Raw genomic sequence first — 19,738 nt, forward strand, 5'->3', positions numbered from 1 at the left:
GGCGGAGAATATGGCGCGGTCCCTCCGCGCGAAGGATAGAGAGGAAGAGACATGATCGGGTTGAAACCGCTGAAATTCTGGTTCGTTTGCGGATCGCAGCACCTCTATGGGCCGGAAACGCTGGCGCAGGTCGGCGATGGGGCCAAAACGGTGGTCGAGGGGCTGACGAAGGGCGACCGCCTGGCCCTGCCCATCGAGTTTGCCGGCGTCGTCACGACCGCTGACGAGATTGCCGACGTCTGCCGCCGCGCCTCCGCCGACCCCGAATGTGGCGGCCTGATCATCTGGATGCACACCTTCTCGCCTGCGAAAATGTGGATCCGCGGTCTCAGCCAACTGACCAAGCCGCTCCTCCACCTCCACACCCAGCTTTTGGCGGAGCTCCCGTGGGACTCCATCGACATGGACTACATGAACCTCCACCAGGCCGCCCATGGCGACCGGGAGGCAGGGTTCATGCACACCCGGATGCGGCTGGGTCGTAAGGTGGCGGCCGGCCATTGGTCCGACCCGGAAACGCAGGACCGGATCGACGCCTGGATGCGCGCCGCCCGCGCCTGGGACGACTGGCAAGGCGCGAAGTTCTGCCGGTTCGGCGACAATATGCGGAACGTTGCGGTGACCGAAGGCGACAAAGTCGGGGCCGAAATGGCGTTCGGTTTCGCGGTGCACGGCTACGGGATCATGGACCTCGCCGATCGTATGGCCGAGATTTCGGACGCGGAGGTCGAGGCGCTGGCGACCGAGTACATGGATCTATACGACGTTGATCCCGTGTTGGCGCCCGGTGGCGAGCGGCACGCGGCACTGCTCTACAACGCCAAACAGGAACTCGGCCTCGGGGCCTTCCTCGCCGAAGGCGGCTTCAAGGGGTTCACTCACACCTTCGAAGATCTCCACGGCCTCTCCCAGCTTCCCGGCATCGCCACGCAACGCCTGATGGCGCAGGGCTATGGGTTCGCGGGCGAAGGCGACTGGAAGACACCGGCCCTCGTGCGGGCGATGAAGGTGATGGGCCACGGCATGAGCGGCGCGACCTCCTTCATGGAGGATTACACGTACGACCTGACGCCCGGGAAGGAAAAGGTGCTCGGATCGCACATGTTGGAAGTGTGCCCGACGATCGCCGAAGGAAAGATCCGGGTGGAAATCCATCCGCTTGGCATCGGCGGCAAGGACGATCCGGTGCGGCTCGTCTTCAACTCGAAGAAGGGTCCGGCAATCAACGCGAGCCTGGTGGATATCGGAAACCGATTCCGGCTTGTGGCCAACACGGTAACATCGGTCGACCATCCCGACCTGCCGAAACTGCCGGTGGCGCGGGCCGTCTGGGAATGCCATCCGGACTTCAAGACGGCGGTGAGCGCATGGATCCTCGCCGGCGGCGCGCATCACACCGCCTACAGCAACGACGTGACGGCAGAAATGCTGGAAGACTTCGCGACCATCGCCGGCATTGAGCTGGCCCTGATCGACGACGAAACCACGTTGTCCGCCTTCAAGCAGACCCTGCGCAGCAACGAGGTCTATTGGCATATTGCGAAAGGCTTTTATGCCTGAGGCGAATTCTTCGTCCAAATGACAGTGGGCCCGATTTGGGCCCACTTACTCAACACAACGCAATTGCCAAAGCCGCCCGCGGCGGCTCTCGATCTCAGCGGTCGTTCAGCGGCGGAGCTGCTGGCCGCGGCAGAGCCGAAGACACAGCGACTGCATCGGAATTTGACGAATCCCGCCAGCGGGCCCGGAACGCCCGCGGCCCCATTCCCGTGTGCTTGCGGAATACACGCGAGAAATAAAGCGGATCGTCATACCCCACCATCGGCGACAGCGACTTGATGGGAACATTTGTGTTCTGAAGAATCTGCATCGCATACTGAACGCGCTGTGCGTCCCGCCACTGAATCACGCCAATGCCCACGCTCTGGCGGAACAGGTTCGAGAGGCGCGACGGGGAAAGGCACACATGTTTGCAGATCTCATTGATTCCGAGCGGCTTGTCCAAATTCTCGGTAATCAGCTTGCAGGCAGCCAGCACACGCTCATCCACCAAAACGGACCCGGTCTTTGCCGGGCGATCCAGCCGGGCGCAGGTCAGCAGGATCTGTTCGAGGCGGTTGAACGCGAGGTCCGTCGATAGCGCGTCTTCGAGATTTGCCGATTTCTCCACTTCGACGAACAGGTTGAACAACTCGCTGAACGTGCTCTCGTCTCGGTGGCGGAGGACGTATACCCCGTCGACCGTCCGCTTCCACTCCAACCACGGCTTCCAGAAGGCACGCGGGTGGAAATAGATCCAACGGTGCCACCATTTCTCGGCCGACGGCGCCCGCCCATAATAATGCCGCACGCGCGGGGGAAAGAGCAGCACGTCACCCGCGGTCACGTCAAAGCGTTGATCGCCGTCGAACACCTGACCGGTCCCTTCGATCGTCAGGTTGACGATCCATCCCCGCATCCCGTTTGGCCGATCGATGAAGAAGTCCAATCGCCCGCCTTCCTCAATCGGCGTAATTCCCGCCACGAGGCGCAGGTCGAAACTGTACCCGGGAAAGAGCGGTGCCATTTGTTCGTCATCCAGCACCATCCCAGTCGCAAGGCTCAGCTTGCGACTTACCCTGTGAATTTCAGGGTCTTGCGAGGGGTCAAAGGCAGAGCGATCATCCATTTCCCGGTGATTTTCTCCTGTACCGCCATCAGAGGCGCGTCCTGGCACACTCCGAAAGAGCTGAAGAGCTCAGGTCGTCGGGTCAGCCCGTCGGAGAGTGGCGCTGGCGTGCCTCGGTATATCGGACGCAAACGAACGTTGGAAAGAATGTGTTAAATGCTGGAAACCGAATTCTTTTTCCCCGAAGGACTCGTCGCCTACATGTTACCGAGTTTTCCTGCCGTTGGCTGCCCCGCTTGGCCGAGGCGCGACACTGTGCGACAGGCGCTTTCTCCATGACAAAAGAGAGCGCCCTCTTTCCGTCGCCACGATTCTGTTCACACGTCACCATCCGTATCGATGGCCCTGCCGACTCTCCTTGATTGCCTGAAGCGTGGGACCCAAGCTGGCGTAATTACCTGGGGTTTGTGACGATCCGCACTTCAGAGGGCGACGTCAATCGTTGCGCCAGATCCATTACATTGGCGTAGTGAGAGGAAAGGCAGCGAGGCCAAAAGATGCAGGATCGTATCCGTCACACCACTTTCGGAACACTCGTGCTCATACTGGCAACGATCGGGATGTCGATCGTTCTGTTCCCATTCTGGAAATCCATTTTCTGGGCAGTGGTGCTGGCGATTCTGTTCTGGCCTGTACGGCAGGTCGTCGTTCGCCGACTGCGAGGACGAAAGACTATCGCGTCGATCCTGATCGTTTTGCTGGTCATGATCTTCGTTCTCATTCCCGCAATTCTGATCGCGGGTCTTATTGTGGATGGCGCCGCCACGATCGTCGAAGATATCCGGTCGGGTGCGTTCCGGCCAGGCGAGTTCTTCTCGACCGTCGAGGACCGGCTGCCCCGGACGACGGACTTCCTGAAGAGGACCGGGGTAGATTTCGAGGCCGTCAAGAAACTGTCAGGACAGGCCTTTTTCTCGGTTGCTCAATTTGCGGCCAGCCACGTTGCGGTCATCGGCCAGAGCGCGTCGGTCTTCGTGTTCCACGTCGTTCTCACGCTCTACATTCTCTTTGCCCTTCTTCAACAGGGCGACAACATCTACGGGGTGATCTTCAGCCGCTTTCCTGCATCGCGCCACGCCAAGGAGAAGTTCTTTGCCGCCTTCTCAGGGATGGCGGTCGCAACCATCAAGGGCATGGTCTCCGTCGGAATCGTCCAGGCCGTCCTGGGGGGCGCGATATTCGCCGTTCTCGGGATCAACAGCGCTGTCTTCTGGGGCGCGCTGATGGGGCTGCTTTCCGTCGTCCCCCCGTTCGGAGCCAGCGTCATTTGGGCACCGGCCGCTCTCGTGATGGTGCTGCACGGAGACACGTCAGGCGGGCTCATCCTGTTGGCCTACGGCGTGGCCGTAGTCAGCATGTCCGACAATGTCGTGCGCCCGATTGTCGTCGGGCGCGCAAGCAGTGTGCCTGGGTACATGGTGCTGGTTACGACACTGGGCGGGCTCGCGATGTTCGGCCTGACCGGCCTGGTTCTCGGGCCGGTCATCGCGTCGCTGTTCCTGTCGGCCTGGCAGTGGTTCGACGAGTCGGAAAGGCAGACCTCACTGGGAGAACCGACAGAGGCAGACGTGCGGCCCGCGGCAGTCGAGCATGGACCCACGACGTGATCCTGCGCATTCGGTCTGCCAAAGAGGCTCTCGCTTTTACACCATCATCCGGCGGGGATCTGCCAGCAGGCCACAGAGGTACGTCATGAACCGCGCAGCGTCAGCGCCGTTGATCACCCGGTGATCGTAGCTCAGGTCCAGCGGCAGCATTGGCACCGGCTTGGGTATATCCCCCTCCCAAACCGTGAAAATCTCCGTCCGCGTGATGCCAAGGATGGCAAGCTCGGGCGGGTTGACGATGGGGGTAAAGGCCGTTCCACCGATGCCGCCGAGCGATGAGATGGTCATCGACGCGCCGCCCATGTCCTCGGGCCCGACCTTTCGCTCCTGGGCGCGGGAGGCCAGGTCGCCGATGTCGGAAGCGATCTGCCAGAGCCCCTTTCGGTCCGCGTCGCGGATCACCGGAACCATCAATCCATGGGGTGTGTCGACGGCGATCCCGATGTGGACGTAGTCCTTGAGGATCAGCGTATTGCCGTCCGGACTGAGCGAGGCATTGAACCGCGGAAACGCCCGCAAGGCCCGCGCCAAAGCTTGCACGTGAAAGGCCAGCGCGGTGAGTTTGACGCCGCGCGCCTCCGCCTCGGGTTTCAGCGCTTTGCGAAAGGCTTCAATGGCGCGAATATCGGCGCGATCGTGGTGGGTCACTTGCGGGATCAGCGCGTTCGCCGCCCCCAGGTTGGCCGCAGCCACCTTCGCGAAACGGCTCATGGGTTCTTCGGTCACCGGCCCGAAGAGGCTGTGGTCCACCTCCCAATAGGAGGTGTCCCCCTTGGCGGCGCCGGACGGCGCACCGCGTTCCAGATCCTCGCGGGCGATGGTCGTCCGGCCAAGATCTTTCGCGAGTTTCGCGATATCGATGTCCATACGACCGGCGAGCGCGCGGACGGACGGAGACGCGATAACCTCTGTCATAAGCTTTCCCCCTACCAACTCGCCGATATGTATTGGGTTTCCATGAATTCGAGCATACCCTCGTGCCCGCCTTCGCGCCCAAGTCCGGACTGCTTCATGCCGCCGAATGGCGCCGCAGGATCGCTGACGAGACCGCGATTCAGGCCGACCATGCCATAGTCGAGCGCCTCGCAGACCTGCAGGCCACGCTTCATGTCCTCCGTGAAGACATAGGCCACAAGGCCGTACTCCGTGGCATTCGCACGGCGGACAACGTCCTGCTGATCGGAGAACGTCTGCAGGGCGGCTACCGGTCCGAAGATCTCGTCATGGACGCACTCCGCCGTCTCGGGCACGTTGGTCAGCACCGTTGGCGGGTAGAAATAGCCCCTGCACTCCGGCACGTCGCCGCCGGTCTCGATCTTGGCGCCCTTGGCAACGGCATCTTTCACGAAGGCGGCGACCTTGTCTCGCGTGTCGGCATTGACCAGCGCCCCTACGTCGACCGACGGGTCGGTGCCGTCGCCGACCTTGAGACCGGCCATCTTCTCGGTGAGCTTCTTGGTAAAGTCCGCAGCCACGGCCTCGTGGACGTAGATCCGGTTGGCCGCCGTGCAGGCCGAGCCGAGGTTTCGCATTTTGGCGACCATCGTACCTTCGACGGCAACGTCGAGGTCCGCATCATCGAAGACGATGAGCGGCGCGTTGCCGCCAAGCTCCATCGCCGGTTTCAGGACCTGGTCCGCTGCGCCACGCAGCAGCTTGCGGCCAACGGCCGTGGACCCTGTGAAGGAGATCACCCGCACGCGCGGATCTTCCATCATGTGGCTCACCAGCGGTCCGGCACTGCGGGTCGGCAGAACGTTGACCAGGCCCGGCGGCACCCCGGCCTCCTCCAAAAGCGGCATTAGCGCCAGCATGGTAAGCGGCGTCTCCGCGGCGGGCTTGATGATCACGGCGCAGCCGGCGGCAAGCGCTGGCGCGATCTTCCGGGTGCCCATTGCGGCTGGGTAGTTCCACGGCGTGACCAGCACGGCGAGGCCGGCGGGCTTGTGTTGCACCACGATCCGGGCACCCGATGCCGGTGCATGGGTGATCATCCCATCGGCCCGGACCGCTTCTTCGGCGAACCAGCGGAAGAACTCGGCGGCATAGGTGGCTTCCCCCCGCGCATCCGCGCCAGCCTTTCCGTTCTCCAGCGTGATAAGGTGCGCAAAATGGTCGAGCCGCTCGGTCATGAGTTGCCATGCCTTGCGAAGCACCTCGGAGCGATCACGCGGGGTGCGCGCGGCCCAGTCCTTCATCGCCGCGTCGGCGGCGTCCAGCGCGGCATCGGCATCGGCGATTGAGGCGTCCGCCACGGACGCGATCACCTCCTCATTTGCCGGATTCAGGACGTCGAACCGCTCCCCGGAGGTACTCTCGCGCCAAGAGCCGTTGATGTAGAGATCGGTGAATTCCATGTTGGTCTCCTCAGAGCAGGTGGCGGAGCGGCTGCTCCATCCGGCCCGCGAAATTGGATAGAAGGGCGACGGCTTCCAACGCCGACAGATGGTGGCCGGCGCATTCGAGCGTGACGGAGAGACCGGCGGCCGATGTGGCAAGCGTCAGAACCGGGCAGTCCTCCGCGCCGAGCTCCACGCTGGTGATCCGGGTGTCGCGCAGGTCACGCAGGACTAGGTCTGCGGGAGCGTCAGCCTCGCTTTCGACGACCTCCCCAATACGGCGGCCCGGAACACGATAGTGACGGGTCCGGCCGAGCGCCTCGAGCGCAACCACGGTGTCATCCAGATCCAGGCTCGCACCGGCGAGGCCCGCGAGGAGCGCCCCGGTATCCTTCAGCCCCGCATGCTCCGCAGCCCATGCCGCGAACTCCGCGAACCCGTCGGACGGCACTTCGGCCGCGATCCGTCGAGACGGGGCAGAGGAAACAGGTGTGGCCTCCGTCGGCAGGGACTTGAGAACTTCCAGATCCTTCACGTGGTATGGCTGCGGGTGACCCTCGCGGACCAGCCGGCTCAGATCGAGCCCCTGCTCCTCCGCCAGGCGCCGGGCTTTGGGAGAGGCGAGGATGCGGCCACCTTCTGCGTGCGTGGCTGGTTTTGGCGGTGCCTCTGGGTTTTTCTTGGCTTTAGGGGCTGGCGCCGCAGCTTCGGGTTCCGGCTCCGCCTCGGCAGGCGTTCGTTTCCGGCCACGTTGCAGGGGCGCGTCAGGCTTTTCGTCCGAAATGACGGCGATGACCTCGCCAACCGGCACGTCCTCTCCGGCCTCGGCCAGAAGCGCGGCGAAAAAGCCATCGTGGCCGGCCTCGACCTCAACCGTGGATTTGTCGGTTTCCACTTCAAAGAGAATGTCGGTTGCGGCGACAGCGTCGCCCGGAGCCTTGTGCCACGCGACGAGCAGGCCGCTATCCTGAGCCATGCCAAGAGTTGGCATGATGACGTCACGGCCTTCCGGCAGATCCGTCGCTTCCGGCGCCGTATCCTCAGTGGGGCTTTCCTCGGTTTCCACCGCCTCGGGGCTCTCGCCGATCAGTGCGATCACGTCGCCGACGGGCACGTCGTCACCAGCGTGCCGGCGGATCTGGGAAAGGAACCCAGCTGCCTGGGCCTCGACCTCCATCGTCGCCTTGTCGGTTTCAACTTCGAACAGCAGATCCCCCTCGGCAACGGCGTCGCCCGGGCTTTTGTGCCAGGCGACGATCAGGCCGGTGTCCTGCGCCATGCCCAAGGCGGGCATGATCACCTCATGCGGCATGGATCATCTCCCCGCGCACCAATCGGCGCGCATTCTCCACCACGCCCTCCGGGGTCGGAACGGTGATGTCCTCAAGCGCCGGACTGAAGGGGACCGGCACGTCCATCGCCCCCATGCGCAGCACGGGCGCATCGAGGTGGTAGAACGCCTTCTCGTTGATCCGGCTCGCAATTTCTCCGGTGACGCCGAAGCTCTGGTGCCCCTCGTCCACCACGATCACCCGGCTGGTTTTCTTCGCGGATGCCAGAAGCGTCGCCTCGTCGAGCGGGACGATTGTCCGCGGGTCTATGACCTCTGCGAAGATGCCCTCGGCCTCCAGCGCCTCAGCAGCCTTCTGGCAGACCTGCACCATGGAGGAGGTGCCGATCAGCGTGATGTCACTGCCCTCGCGTAGCACCTTGGCCTCCCCGAAGGGGATCAGGTATTCCTCCTCCGGCACCGGGGCCTTGTCCTGGTACATCAGCTTGTCTTCAAAGATCACGACCGGGTTGTCGTCGCGGATCGCGGTCTTCATCAGCCCCTTTGCCTCGTAGGCGGAACTGGGCAGCGCCACTTTCAGACCCGGGATATGCGCCACGAGCGCGTGCAAGGACTGCGAGTGCTGCGCCGCGGAGCGCCGGGTGGCGCCGAGGTTCGTCCGGAGCACGAGAGGCACGTTCAGCTTGCCACCGGACATGTAATGGGTCTTGGCCGCCTGATTACAGAGCTGATCCATAATCAGGTAGATGAAATCGCCGAACATCAGGTCGACGACCGGACGCGTGCCGGTCATGGCCGCGCCCACGGCGATCCCCATGAAACCGGGCTCGGCGATGGGCGTATCGACGACGCGGCTTGTGCCGAATTCCTCGACGAGACCGCTCAGAACCTTGAAGGGCGTACCGGCTTCGGCCACATCCTCGCCGATGATGAACACCGTTTCGTCCCTGCGCATCTCCTCGGCAAGGGCTTCGTTGACGGCCTGGGACAGGGTAATTTCTCGCATCGGTGTTCTCCTCAAGCCAGCGCGTGCGTCACGTCGGTGAACACATGCATGTCCACCTCGCTTTGGTCGGGGTATTTGGCGCTGAGCGCGTAATCGACGGCGGCTTTCGCATCGTCCTTGATCTCGGCGTTCATCGCCTCGACCTCCTCTTCGGACGCGATGCCTTCCGCAACCAGCCAGGACCGGAAGCGGATGATCGGGTCGCGGTTCTCCTTCCAGTCCTTCTCCTCGTCCTTTGAGCGGTAGTATTCGCGGTTGATATCGCCGACGTGGTGACCGTGGTACCGGTACGTCATAAGCTCCATAAAGAACGGCCCCTCTCCCTTCCGGGCGCGTTCGACAAGCTTTTCAGTCAGCGCGTTGACGGCCAGAACGTCCTGCCCGTCGACCTGATGGCTTTCGATGCCGAAGGCCTCCGCCCGGGCCATGATCGAGCCCGCTGCTATCTCGTCAGTCTTCGTGTATTCCGAATAGCCGTTGTTCTCGCAGGCGTAGATGACGGGCAGCTTCCACAGCGCCGCCATGTTCATCACCTCGTACCAGAGGCCCTGCGCCGTGGCCCCGTCGCCGAAGAAGCAGACGGTCACGTCATCCTTGCCGAGCAACTTGGCGGTGAACGCCGCGCCGGTGGCGATCCCCATTGAGCCGCCAACGATGGCATTGGCGCCGAGGTTGCCGTTCGACTGGTCGGCGATGTGCATCGACCCGCCCTTGCCGCGGCAGTAGCCCTCTTCCTTGCCGAGAAGCTCGCAGAACATTTCCTTGAATTCCGCGCCCTTGGCGACGCAATGGCCATGGCCGCGGTGGGTGGAAGTGATCTTGTCCGTGGTGCGCAGCGCCTCGCAGATCCCCACGGCCACCGCTTCCTCGCCCGAGTACATGTGCGTCAGCCCGGGCATCTTGGCGGACAGGTAAAGTTGGTTTGCGTTGTCCTCGAAAGTGCGGATACGAACCATCTGGCGATACATGCGCAGATAGTCCTCGGCATTGTGCTTCGGCGCGTCGGCCATACGGTCCTCCATCGGGGGTAATTCCCCGGAATTGGCAGTTGCTCGGTCGTGGGGTTCCGGGGCGCGCGCGCCCCGGTGCGGCCACGTCTCAGTACCGGTTCGCGATTGGCAGTTCCTCAGCCGGGAAGAGCGAGATGACCTCGCAGCCGGTGTCAGTAACGACCACTTCCTCCTCGATGCGGGCCGCCGAAAAACCGTCTGCGGCGGGGCAGTACGTCTCCAGGGCGAACACCATCCCGGTCTGGATCTCCATCGGGTTCTCCAGGCTCACCGCACGGCTGATGATGGGGCGTTCGTGCAGCGCCAGCCCGAGCCCGTGGCCAAACTGCAGGCCGAAGGCGGACAGCTCATCGGGGAAGCCGAACTCCTCCGCCTTTGGCCAAGCCTGCGCCACGGTGTCGGTGGTCACGCCGGGCCGGATCAGGTCGATCGAGGCATCGATCCATTCCCGCGCCTTCACATAGGCGTCGTGCTGCGCGGACGTTGCGCGGCCGATGTTGAAAGTGCGATAGTAGCAGGTGCGATAGCCTTGATAGGATTGCAGGATGTCGAAAAAGGCCTGATCGCCCGGGCGGAACAGCCGATCCGTAAAGTTGTGCGGATGCGGGTTGCAGCGCTCGCCCGAGATGGCGTTGATCGCCTCGACGTCGTCGCTGCCCATCTCATAGAGCATCTTGTTGGACAGAGCGACGATGTCGTTCTCGCGGATACCCGGCTTCAGCTCCTCATAGATCATGTGGTAGACGCCATCGACCATGCTGGCGGCCTGCGTCAGCAACTGGATCTCGTCCCAGTTCTTGATCTCCCGCGCCGACAGCATGATCTGCTGACCGTCAACGATGTTGAGCCCGGCCTGCTTCAGGGCTTCGAACATTGCCGTCTCTGCGTAGTCCACGCCCACCGGCATGTCGGCCATGCCCGCGTCCCGGATCAGGCCGGCGATATCCTCGGCGTACTTCTTCATCAGCCCGAAGCTCGGCGGAATGGTGCCGCGCATCCCGACCACGCCGGCGTGACAATGATCGGGGACCAGCCAGTCGGAGTACTTCCGGTGATGCACGGCGGCGGAGCCGAAGTCCCAGACGTGGGGTGCGTCATCGCCAGTCAGCAGGCAGAAGCGGCACATCTTGTCCCGCTCCCACTCGCCGATCTTGGTCGCGGAGACATAGCGGATGTTGTTCACGTCGAAGAGCAGCAGCGACCCCGCGTCGCTCTGCTTCAACGCCTGTCGCGCGCGGCTTAGGCGATAGCGGCGCAGGCGATCGTGGTCGATCCGGCGTTCGAAGTCGACTGACAGGAAGCCGAATGCAGGCAATCGGCCTTCCCATCTCCAATTGGGTTCCAGGTCGGCCGGTGTGAGGACGTTCGGTGTGAGTGCGCAGGACATGGTTTCCTCCTTCAGGCGGAGAAAGCCCCGCCCGTTATGCGTTCATTTTCAGTGGGATGGCGCGTTACTGGATGCACCATCCGCCGTCGATGTGGATCATCTGGCCGGTCATGTAGTCGCTGTCGGAACTCGCGAGATAAGCCGCGGTCCCCTTGATGTCGTCGGGATAGGAAACGCGCTTGATCTGGAGCGCATCGCGAACGATGTCGTCGTAGGCCTGCCCCTCCTTCTCCTTGAACCCGATGTCGACCAGGTCCTTGTCGAGCTGCTCCCAGAGCGGCGTGACCACGACACCCGGGGCGTAGCCGTTGACGGTGATGTTGTGCTCGGAGAGCGCGATGGCGCCGCAATGTGTCAGCGCGAGGCAGCCATACTTCGACGTGCAATAGACAGTGACGTCGACCAGCGGCTTGCGGGATGCGATGGAGCCGACGTTGATCAGCTTGTAGGGATAGTCCTGCTTGCCCTGCGCGATCATCTGCCGGGCGGTTTCCTGCATTCCGAGCCACATCGCCTTGGTGTTCACGTTCATGATGAGGTCCCAGTTGTCCTCGTCGATGTCCATGAAGAAGCGCGGCTTGTTGAGCCCGGCATTAAAGAGCCCGACGTTGATCATACCGTAGGCGTCCACCGTGGCGGCCACGGCGGCGGCGTTGTCCTCCCGCTTGGTCACATCCATCTTCACCGCGATGGCCTCCCCGTTGCCGCGCGCGTTGATGCGATCAGCAACGGACTGAGCTTCCTCGAGGTTGAGGTCACCCAGGCAGACATTCGCACCCAATTCCGCGAAGTGCTCGGCATTGGTGGCTCCCATGCCGCGAGCTGCGCCGGTAATCAGGATGTTTTTGCCTTTGAGGCGATTGGGATCCATGGGGTGTCCTCCGAATTAAGTGGTGTGACTTTAGTGGTCGAACATTTTGTCGACGCGGGACTGGGTCCGCTGAATGGCCTCCCGCGGTGTCAGGACGCCCCGCAGCATGTCGTGGAATTCCTCGCCACAGATCTTGAAGATGTCGCAGATCTCCGGCACCGGCGGGCGCGGCCAGAATTGGAGCTCGTCGCGCCAGGACATCTCGTCGACCGCTTCAAAGATCGTGGAGGCGCTGCGCACGTCAGGGTCGGATGCCACCGAATACCTCGGGTTCGTCCGACTTCCGTTCTGGATGTAGAGTTTCTGGGCCTCCGGCGAGGTGAAGACGATCAGCGCCTCGACAGCCGCCTGAATGCGATCTTTCGGCAGGTTTGCCGGGATGCCCATGGCATAGCCGCCGACCGTCGCCACGGGTTGCGCATCCGGGCCTGCCGGATGCGGCAGGAACCCGGTCTGGCCACGGGCCGGAGACGACTCATCCAGCTCGAAATAGGGGGCGAGCAGCGTGTATCCGTATGCAATCGCAACTTTGCCCGACGCATAGGGGCGAACACGTTCGTACCACGACATGGACAGGATGTCGGGCGGCGAATAATACAGCAGCTCCTTGAGATACTCTGCCGCTTGCAGGCCGCGCTCCGTGTCGAAGGTGGGACGGTAGCCGCCCTCCGCCAAGGCGTCCGCGTCGAACCCACCGGCAATTTTCGGTAGATCCAAAATCGGCTGGCCGAAATCCGCCATTGTCATCAGCACAGTATGCCCGAGGGCCGTACCGCGGGCCGCGTTCCACGCGATCCCATACCGGCCACGCTTCGGATCGTGAAAATGGCGGGCCGCTTCCAGAAGTCTGTCCGTCGTCGCCGGAGGTTCCAACCCCGCCGCCGCAAACAGATCCTTGCGGTAGAACAGGAGTTCCGGCGTCGTCTGCGCCGGCACGCCGAAGGGCCGGCCACCCCAGTGTGCAGCTTTCCACCCGGCAGTATGAAAATCGGCCGGATCGAGCCGGGCGACATCCATGGCCTCGTCGAGAGGCATGAGTATCCGGCGCTCGGCGAATTCGCCCACCCAGGGCAAATCGAATGCCAGGATGTCGTAGCGGCTGGAGGATCGTTCCGCGTTGCGGATGGCTTCGTCCCGCAGTCGATCGATGGAGAAGGCGCGCTGGTGGATCTCCGTGCCGATCACCTGCTCGAAATGGCGCTTGAGGTTCTCCATGACCATGAACGTCGGATCGCCATGCACCAGCACCCGGATGCCTCCGGGAACGGTCAACGGCTGCGGCAACACCTGCAGCGGCGGAATTGCCTGGGCGGCCATGTAAGACCCACCGAAGAAGTAATCGCGATCCGCCTTGCTTTGCGTGCCGACGAAGTGGGCTTCTGCCAGCCGCCGGGTCCGCTCGGAAAACTGCAGCCATTGCTCCAGCAGCGTCTCGCTGGGGTGCAGGGAAAAGGTTCTGCCGGTCTTGGTGCGCGGGCGCTGCTCGATTAGCCCCGCTTCGATCATGTCCTTTATGCGCCGGTTGGCGGTCGCGTAAGGAACGTGGCTGGCGCCTATGAGAGACGTCGGTGTCACGACTTTGCCCTCAAGATGCGCGCGGACCAGATGCAGGGCCATCCGGACGACCGGATTGGGCGCGAACAACTCGATTGACCCCTCTAGCTCATCACCGAACTTCTCCAGAAACGATATCGTTTGGAGAACCTCGCTGTTTGCCTGGGGGGAGGTCAGCTGTCCCTTCAAATGTTGTGCGCCCATGACATTCATCAGGTGGTCCTGCGCCCTTCTCTCCTTGCTCGACGGCGTGTCCGCCAAACTGTCCGGATTGGGTTTTCTTGGTTTCGGCATCGCGCCGGCCTCCTCCAAAATCGCCGATCTGACGTGGCCACCACATCTCAAAAATTCTCATTATGGATATCAAAGTATCCGAACTGGTGATTTTTTGTGCGACTTTTGAACGCGGGAACCCGCATCGTCTTTGCATTCGTCCGCACGCCGGATGGAAACGCAGCGACGCTACCGTCGTTTTACTCAGGACTGGAAAACCGGACTGACCGGGAGGAGACCAAGAGATGAAGATCCGCAATGCACTGGTTGTGACCACTGCTGTCGGCACGCTGGCCGTCGCCGGCGCCGCATCCGCCGAGACCTACAAGATCGGAATTACCCAGAACAACGTTGGCGTCGACAGCTATCAGACCACGTATGAGCAGGCGTTCATTGCGGCGGCAGACGCCAATGAGAACGTCGAAACTGTCGTGCTCGACGCCGGCGGCGACGTGGCCCGCCAGATCGCCCAAATGGAAGATCTGATCCAGCAGGAAGTGGACGCGATCATCATTTGGCCGACCAACGGCGAGGCCGTGATCCCGGCCGTGAGAAAGGCGCACAGCGCGGGTATCCCGGTCATCGTCACGAATTCCAACATCGCCGAGCCGGGCTTCGAGTTCGTCGCGTCGTTCTCGGGGCCGGACAACATCACCCAGGGCGCGCGGTCGGCCGAGATCATGTGCGACAAGTTCAAGGAGATGGGCATCGACGGCGAAGCGAAGATCGTTCAGATCTCGGGCCAGCCGGGCTACACGACCGCCATCGAGCGCCAGAAGGGCTTCGATGACCGGCTGCCGGAGGTCTGCCCCGACGTGGAACTGGTAGAGACCCAGCCGGGCGACTGGAACCGCGAAAAGTCGCAAAAGGTCATGGAGGCCTTTCTGGTCAAGTACGACGATATCGACGGCGTCTATGCCGGCGACGACAACATGGGCGTTGGTGCGCTGAACGCCGCCAAGGCGGCCGGTCGCGACGGTATCATCTTCGTCGGCGCCACGAACTTCGCGGTCGGCTACGAGGCCATGGAAAAAGGCGAGTACTGGGGGTCCATCTACCAGTCGCCCGTGGATGACGCCGAAGCCGCCCTGCAAACGGCGATCGATGTTCTCGACGGCAAGGACGTGCCGTTCCTGAACTACTTCGACACGCCGAAGATCACTCAGGACAACATGAGCGAATACACCAAGCCCGTGTTCTGAGGCATCCATTGGTGACGCGGGGGCACAGACGCCCCCGCGTCTTCCAAATCCATCGACATCATTTGAACGGGGGGAGACACCATGGGCCGGGTCTCTGATCGCTCCTGCATCGTCACGGGCGCTGCGCAGGGTATAGGCCGCGCGATCGGCGAGGCGCTTCTGGACGAAGGCGCGGACGTCTGCTTCGCCGATATCAACGGCGCGAAGGTAGCGGAGGTCGCCCAGGCGAACCAGGCGCGCGCAGAAAGGTCCGGGGCCCGGGTGGCCCATGCGCCCGTCGATGTAACCAACCGGGATCAGGTACGGGCCATGATCGCCCATACGGTCGAAACGTTCGGCAAGCTGGACGTCAAGTTCAACAACGCCGGCGTCAACAAGCCGATGAACTTTCTTGATGTGACAGAGAACAACTGGAACTTCATCATGGGGGTCAACGGACTTGGCTGCATGATCGGGATGCAGGAGGCGGCGAAGCAGATGATCGCACAAGGCACCGGCGGCAAGATCATCAACACCGCATCCATCGCGAGCCGGCAGGGGTTCGACAATGTTGCGCCCTACTGCGCATCGAAATGGGCGGTGGTCTCGCTGACGCAGTCGGCCGCGCGGGATCTGGCCAAGCACGACATCACGGTCACGGGGTTCGCGCCGGGCGTCGTGGCGACCGAAATGTGGGAGCAGGTCGACCAGGATCTGATGGAAATCGGCGCAGCGGACCGCCCCGGTCAGGCGATGGAGGAGTTCTCCGCCGAAATCCTCAAGGGACGTGTGGCGACGCCGGCGGACATTACCGGAACCACCACGTTCCTGGCGTCCAAGGACAGCGACTACATGACGGGCCAGATCGTCATGATCGACGGCGGCATGACATTGATCTGACGGTCATGCCCGGAAGGAGACGGACCGACGACGAAGATCAGATGCAGGACATTCGGGCCGCCGAAGCGGCCCTGGGGAGGACATGATGGGAGCTTTGTCGAAATTCGAGATCGGAGGCGTGCTTGCCCGACAGGGCATTTTGATCGCATTCGTTCTCTTCATGATCGCGTTCACGATCGCCAATCAGCGTTTTCTGGATCCGGACAACATTCTTGGGGTCATCCGCTCCTCCGCTATCCTGGGGGTCATGGCCCTTGGCGTGACGTTCGTCGTCATCAGCGGAAATCTGGATCTTTCGGTGGGGTCCATGATGTCTTTCTCCACCATCGTCGTGCTCGATCTTCACGACAAGATAGGTCCGGCCCTGGCAATACCAGCCATGTTCATCATGACGCTGGCCCTGGGCGCCTTGATCGGATTTCTCGTGGGGTACCTGAAGCTCAACTCGCTGATCGTCACGCTGGGTATGCTCTCGGCGATCCACGGGCTCACCCTGACATATTCCGGCGGCAAGAACATGGATATCGCCGACAAGGCGGGCACCTGGTTCAGCGTTTTCGGGCAAGGCTCGATCCTGGGCATTCCCGTTCCGATCCTGATCTTCGCCCTGCTCGCGGCCGTGCTCGGCACGATGCTCGCCAAGACACCCTTCGGGCGCAAGGTCTATGCCGTCGGTGGTAATGGAGTGGCTGCGACCTTCTCCGGCATCCGGCGGGCGCGGGTCGTGTTCATGTGCTACCTGCTTTCCTCTTTCTGTGTCGCGACAGCGGGCCTGATCCAGGCCAGCCGGTCGCTCGGTTCCCAGAACACCGTGGGTCAGGGACTGGAGTTGGAAGTCCTTGCGGCCGTCATCCTTGGCGGGGCCTCGCTGATGGGCGGCTCGGGGACAATCTTCAAGACGGTGATCGGCGTTCTGATCCTCGGCTTCATCCAGAACGGATTGCTGCTCGTGGGCCTTCAGTTCTACGCGCAATACGTCGTCACCTGGATCATCATCATCCTCGCCGTCTGGCTGGACATTGCCGCCAAACGTGGCCGGCTCTGGTCCCCGATCGCCTGAACAGGAGACAGACATGGCACCTGGAACACTGAGCAACTACCTCAAGAGCGGCGCGATCTGGGCCTTCATTGTGCTCGAACTGGCCTTCTTTTCCATCGCCGGCGAGTATTTCTCGCTCTCGGACAAGGCCTTTATGGATTTCGATAACATGCTGCTGCTCTTCAAGCAGTCGGCGCCAATCGGGATCATCGCCATGGGCATGACCATCATCATGGTCAACGGGAACATCGACCTGAGCGTCGGCGCCACCTACGCCCTGTGCGCCATCGTCCTGCTCGACAGCATGACGTGGCCGATCTTCGCCGGCCTTGGTGACGCCGTGATCCCTATCTCCTGGGCGCTGGCGTTGCTGACTGGCGTTCTGCTGGGCGCGTTGAACGGACTGATCGTCTGGAAGACCGGTGTCGATGCCTTCATCGTCACGCTCGGGTCCATGCTCGGCTACCGCGGCCTCGTCTTCATGTACAACGGCGAGCAGCCGACGTCGCATCTCAACTGGACGCTGGTCGACTTCGCCGAGGCGCAGTTTCTCGGCCTGCACACGGCGACGTGGTTCCTCCTGGCCGTGACCGTGGCGATCTGGTTCCTGATGAACCGCACCGTCCACGGGCGCAATGCCTATGCCATCGGCGACAACCGGTCCGCAGCGGTGAACGCCGGTATTCGCGTCGGTCCGCACATGATGATCAACTTCATGATTATCGGATTTCTGGCCGCGCTTTCGGCGGTGGTGTTTTACTCTGAATCCGGCTCCGTGAACCCGAATGACGGGGAGCTTTACGAGCTCTGGATCATCACCGCGGTCGTTCTGGGCGGCACCAAACTCACCGGCGGCTCCGGCTCGATCGTGTCGACCTTCGGCGGCGTTCTGGCGATCCAACTTCTCCGCAAGGGGCTCGCGCATATCGGCGCCGATACGTCGACGGTCAATCTGGTCATCGGCCTGATCCTGATCGCCGTGCTGTTCCTCGACCGGCAACTGAACCTCAAAGGCAAAGAGGAGTTGAGAGTATGAGCCGCCCAGACACGGGGCAAACCCCCGTCCTTCGCCTTGAGAATATCGTGAAGACATTCCCAGGCGTGCGTGCCCTCGACGGCGTCTCTTTCGCCGTGATGCCCGGCGAGGTGCATGCGCTGATGGGCGAGAACGGCGCCGGCAAGTCGACCCTGATGAAAGTGCTTGGCGGAATCCACCAGCCGAACGAGGGCCAGATCTTCGTCGAAGAGCAGGCCACCGTGATCAACACCCCGCTCGAAGCGAAGGCCAAGGGCATCGTGTTCATTCACCAGGAACTGAGCCTGGCCGAGGAACTGTCGGTGGCCGAGAATATCTACTTGGGGGAGCTGCCCCGGAAATCTTTCGGCCGCGTGGACTGGAACAAGCTTTTCGCTGAAACCAACGAGATCCTCGGCAAGCTCAACGTCAGTTTCGACGCCAAGGCGCGCGTGGGCGACCTGTCCATCGCCAACCAGCAGATGGTGGAGATTGCCCGCGCACTGACCGTCGACGCCAAGGCGGTCATTTTCGACGAACCGACGGCCTCGCTGACGGACGCCGAGAAAGTGGTTTTGTTCGACGTGATCGCCGATCTGAAGTCACAGGGTGTCGGGATCATCTATATCTCCCATCGAATGGAGGAGATCTTTAAGATCACCGACCGGATCAGCGTTCTGCGGGACGGCCAGTACAGCGGCACGCTGACGACGGCGCAGACCAACGAGGATGAAGTGACCCAGTTGATGATCGGCCGCTCCCTCGATCTTTCCCGGAACGTGAGCCACGGGGAACTGGGCGACGTGGCGCTCGAAGTCCGCGGCCTTTCGTGCGGACACCTCTACCAAGACATCAGCTTCGAAGTGCGCCGCGGTGAAGTCGTCGGGTTTTATGGGCTCGTCGGTGCGGGGCGAACCGAGATCGCCGAGACGCTTTTCGGGCTGCGCGACCCCTCGGCCGGCACCATCCTGCTCGATGGAAAGGAAGTCCGCATCAACTCGCCTGCGGAAGCAATTGCGCATGGGATCTCGCTCGTTCCAGAGGACCGGAAGGGTCAGGGCCTGGTGCTTGGCATGAACTGCCGGGATAACATGACCCTGCCCCAGGTGGACGACCTGAAGGCAGGTCCCTTCGTGGCCGAAGGGGCCGAGGTCGCCATTTTCGACCAGTACCGTGATCGTCTCGACATTCGCACGCCGGGCTGGCGGCAACTCGTCGGCAATCTCTCGGGCGGCAACCAACAGAAGATCGTGATCGGCAAGTGGCTGTCGATGCACCCGAACGTGCTGATCTTGGACGAGCCAACGCGCGGCATCGACGTGGGCTCCAAGTCCGAGATCCACAACTTGATCCGTGATCTTGCGTCACAGGGCTACGCAGTGATCGTGATCAGCTCGGAGATGCCGGAGGTTCTGCATGTGTCCGACCGGATCATCGCAATGTACCACGGTGAACTGATCAGGACGTTCAGCTCGGAAGAAGTGACGGAAGACAACCTGATACAGGCCATTTCCGGCATCCGCAGCGACAAGGTCGCCTGACAAACGGCGGCAGGTCTTGGGCGGAAGGGGGAGTGACTGTTGCTTTCGCGCGGCTC

At 62.3% G+C, this 19,738-nt stretch carries 16 protein-coding genes; 7 read left to right on the plus strand and 9 right to left on the minus strand.

Going from position 1 to position 19,738, the window contains the following annotated elements; all coding sequences use genetic code 11:
• Window positions 1-51 precede the first annotated feature (51 nt).
• Window positions 52-1,560 carry an L-arabinose isomerase gene (gene araA, locus BM075_RS01030; RefSeq protein WP_093358603.1) on the plus strand — a complete coding sequence of 503 codons (1,509 nt, stop codon included), beginning with the start codon at window positions 52-54 and terminating at the stop codon, window positions 1,558-1,560.
• Between the two features lie 94 nt (window positions 1,561-1,654).
• Here the strand turns inward: araA and araC are convergent, their stop codons facing one another.
• Window positions 1,655-2,668, minus strand: coding sequence for an arabinose operon transcriptional regulator AraC (gene araC / locus BM075_RS01035; protein WP_093358604.1), 1,014 nt, complete (start codon window positions 2,666-2,668; stop codon window positions 1,655-1,657).
• 497 nt (window positions 2,669-3,165) lie between these two features.
• Here araC and BM075_RS01040 point away from each other — a divergent pair, with 497 nt between their 5' ends.
• A complete protein-coding gene (locus BM075_RS01040; protein WP_093358606.1) occupies window positions 3,166-4,275 on the plus strand; it encodes an AI-2E family transporter in 1,110 nt (369 codons plus the stop codon).
• A gap of 36 nt (window positions 4,276-4,311) precedes the next feature.
• On the opposite strand, the gene BM075_RS01045 is transcribed toward BM075_RS01040, so the two are convergent.
• From BM075_RS01045 to BM075_RS01080, 8 genes are all read right to left on the minus strand, one after another.
• On the minus strand, window positions 4,312-5,190 hold the full coding sequence (locus BM075_RS01045; RefSeq protein WP_093358607.1) for a 2-oxo acid dehydrogenase subunit E2: 879 nt from the start codon (window positions 5,188-5,190) through the stop codon (window positions 4,312-4,314).
• A gap of 11 nt (window positions 5,191-5,201) precedes the next feature.
• Window positions 5,202-6,632: an NAD-dependent succinate-semialdehyde dehydrogenase gene (locus tag BM075_RS01050; RefSeq protein WP_093358609.1), complete on the minus strand. Its 1,431-nt coding sequence runs from the start codon at window positions 6,630-6,632 to the stop codon at window positions 5,202-5,204.
• Between the two features lie 10 nt (window positions 6,633-6,642).
• Window positions 6,643-7,926, minus strand: a complete 1,284-nt coding sequence (locus BM075_RS01055; RefSeq protein WP_093358611.1) for a biotin/lipoyl-containing protein — start codon at window positions 7,924-7,926, stop codon at window positions 6,643-6,645.
• Window positions 7,916-8,911 carry an alpha-ketoacid dehydrogenase subunit beta gene (locus tag BM075_RS01060; RefSeq protein ID WP_093358613.1) on the minus strand — a complete coding sequence of 332 codons (996 nt, stop codon included), beginning with the start codon at window positions 8,909-8,911 and terminating at the stop codon, window positions 7,916-7,918. The genes BM075_RS01055 and BM075_RS01060 overlap by 11 nt, the downstream gene beginning before the upstream one ends.
• An 11-nt stretch (window positions 8,912-8,922) precedes the next feature.
• Window positions 8,923-9,921 carry a thiamine pyrophosphate-dependent dehydrogenase E1 component subunit alpha gene (locus tag BM075_RS01065; protein WP_093358615.1) on the minus strand — a complete coding sequence of 333 codons (999 nt, stop codon included), beginning with the start codon at window positions 9,919-9,921 and terminating at the stop codon, window positions 8,923-8,925.
• 88 nt (window positions 9,922-10,009) lie between these two features.
• Window positions 10,010-11,308, minus strand: a complete 1,299-nt coding sequence (locus BM075_RS01070) for a M24 family metallopeptidase (RefSeq protein WP_093358617.1) — start codon at window positions 11,306-11,308, stop codon at window positions 10,010-10,012.
• Between the two features lie 64 nt (window positions 11,309-11,372).
• Window positions 11,373-12,179: an SDR family NAD(P)-dependent oxidoreductase gene (locus BM075_RS01075; RefSeq protein ID WP_093358619.1), complete on the minus strand. Its 807-nt coding sequence runs from the start codon at window positions 12,177-12,179 to the stop codon at window positions 11,373-11,375.
• Between the two features lie 30 nt (window positions 12,180-12,209).
• On the minus strand, window positions 12,210-13,946 hold the full coding sequence (locus tag BM075_RS01080; RefSeq protein WP_093358620.1) for an ABC transporter substrate-binding protein: 1,737 nt from the start codon (window positions 13,944-13,946) through the stop codon (window positions 12,210-12,212).
• Window positions 13,947-14,251: 305 nt separating this feature from the next.
• Between BM075_RS01080 and BM075_RS01085 the strand changes: the two genes are divergently transcribed.
• From BM075_RS01085 to BM075_RS01105, 5 genes are all read left to right on the plus strand, one after another.
• Window positions 14,252-15,208, plus strand: coding sequence for a sugar ABC transporter substrate-binding protein (locus BM075_RS01085; RefSeq protein ID WP_093358622.1), 957 nt, complete (start codon window positions 14,252-14,254; stop codon window positions 15,206-15,208).
• A gap of 81 nt (window positions 15,209-15,289) precedes the next feature.
• On the plus strand, window positions 15,290-16,087 hold the full coding sequence (locus BM075_RS01090; RefSeq protein ID WP_093358624.1) for an SDR family NAD(P)-dependent oxidoreductase: 798 nt from the start codon (window positions 15,290-15,292) through the stop codon (window positions 16,085-16,087).
• A gap of 82 nt (window positions 16,088-16,169) precedes the next feature.
• On the plus strand, window positions 16,170-17,147 hold the full coding sequence (locus BM075_RS01095; RefSeq protein WP_425445181.1) for an ABC transporter permease: 978 nt from the start codon (window positions 16,170-16,172) through the stop codon (window positions 17,145-17,147).
• A 13-nt stretch (window positions 17,148-17,160) separates the two neighbouring features.
• Window positions 17,161-18,162 (plus strand): ABC transporter permease, encoded by a 1,002-nt coding sequence (locus tag BM075_RS01100; protein ID WP_093358626.1) that lies wholly within the window; start codon window positions 17,161-17,163, stop codon window positions 18,160-18,162.
• Window positions 18,159-19,682: a sugar ABC transporter ATP-binding protein gene (locus tag BM075_RS01105; protein WP_093358628.1), complete on the plus strand. Its 1,524-nt coding sequence runs from the start codon at window positions 18,159-18,161 to the stop codon at window positions 19,680-19,682. Before BM075_RS01100 ends, BM075_RS01105 begins: the two co-directional genes overlap by 4 nt.
• Window positions 19,683-19,738: the final 56 nt, after the last annotated feature.

Source organism: Tropicimonas isoalkanivorans, assembly GCF_900112335.1.
Taxonomy (GTDB): domain Bacteria; phylum Pseudomonadota; class Alphaproteobacteria; order Rhodobacterales; family Rhodobacteraceae; genus Tropicimonas; species Tropicimonas isoalkanivorans.

Excerpts from the sequence above, each read along its gene's own strand:
- araA (WP_093358603.1), top strand. The coding sequence starts at position 52 with ATGATCGGGTTGAAACCGCTGAAATTCTGGTTCGTTTGCGGATCGCAG.
- araC (WP_093358604.1), bottom strand. The coding sequence starts at position 2,668 with ATGGATGATCGCTCTGCCTTTGACCCCTCGCAAGACCCTGAAATTCAC.
- BM075_RS01040 (WP_093358606.1), top strand. The coding sequence starts at position 3,166 with ATGCAGGATCGTATCCGTCACACCACTTTCGGAACACTCGTGCTCATA.
- BM075_RS01045 (WP_093358607.1), bottom strand. The coding sequence starts at position 5,190 with ATGACAGAGGTTATCGCGTCTCCGTCCGTCCGCGCGCTCGCCGGTCGT.
- BM075_RS01050 (WP_093358609.1), bottom strand. The coding sequence starts at position 6,632 with ATGGAATTCACCGATCTCTACATCAACGGCTCTTGGCGCGAGAGTACC.
- BM075_RS01055 (WP_093358611.1), bottom strand. The coding sequence starts at position 7,926 with ATGCCGCATGAGGTGATCATGCCCGCCTTGGGCATGGCGCAGGACACC.
- BM075_RS01060 (WP_093358613.1), bottom strand. The coding sequence starts at position 8,911 with ATGCGAGAAATTACCCTGTCCCAGGCCGTCAACGAAGCCCTTGCCGAG.
- BM075_RS01065 (WP_093358615.1), bottom strand. The coding sequence starts at position 9,921 with ATGGCCGACGCGCCGAAGCACAATGCCGAGGACTATCTGCGCATGTAT.
- BM075_RS01070 (WP_093358617.1), bottom strand. The coding sequence starts at position 11,308 with ATGTCCTGCGCACTCACACCGAACGTCCTCACACCGGCCGACCTGGAA.
- BM075_RS01075 (WP_093358619.1), bottom strand. The coding sequence starts at position 12,179 with ATGGATCCCAATCGCCTCAAAGGCAAAAACATCCTGATTACCGGCGCA.
- BM075_RS01080 (WP_093358620.1), bottom strand. The coding sequence starts at position 13,946 with ATGAATGTCATGGGCGCACAACATTTGAAGGGACAGCTGACCTCCCCC.
- BM075_RS01085 (WP_093358622.1), top strand. The coding sequence starts at position 14,252 with ATGAAGATCCGCAATGCACTGGTTGTGACCACTGCTGTCGGCACGCTG.
- BM075_RS01090 (WP_093358624.1), top strand. The coding sequence starts at position 15,290 with ATGGGCCGGGTCTCTGATCGCTCCTGCATCGTCACGGGCGCTGCGCAG.
- BM075_RS01095 (WP_425445181.1), top strand. The coding sequence starts at position 16,170 with ATGATGGGAGCTTTGTCGAAATTCGAGATCGGAGGCGTGCTTGCCCGA.
- BM075_RS01100 (WP_093358626.1), top strand. The coding sequence starts at position 17,161 with ATGGCACCTGGAACACTGAGCAACTACCTCAAGAGCGGCGCGATCTGG.
- BM075_RS01105 (WP_093358628.1), top strand. The coding sequence starts at position 18,159 with ATGAGCCGCCCAGACACGGGGCAAACCCCCGTCCTTCGCCTTGAGAAT.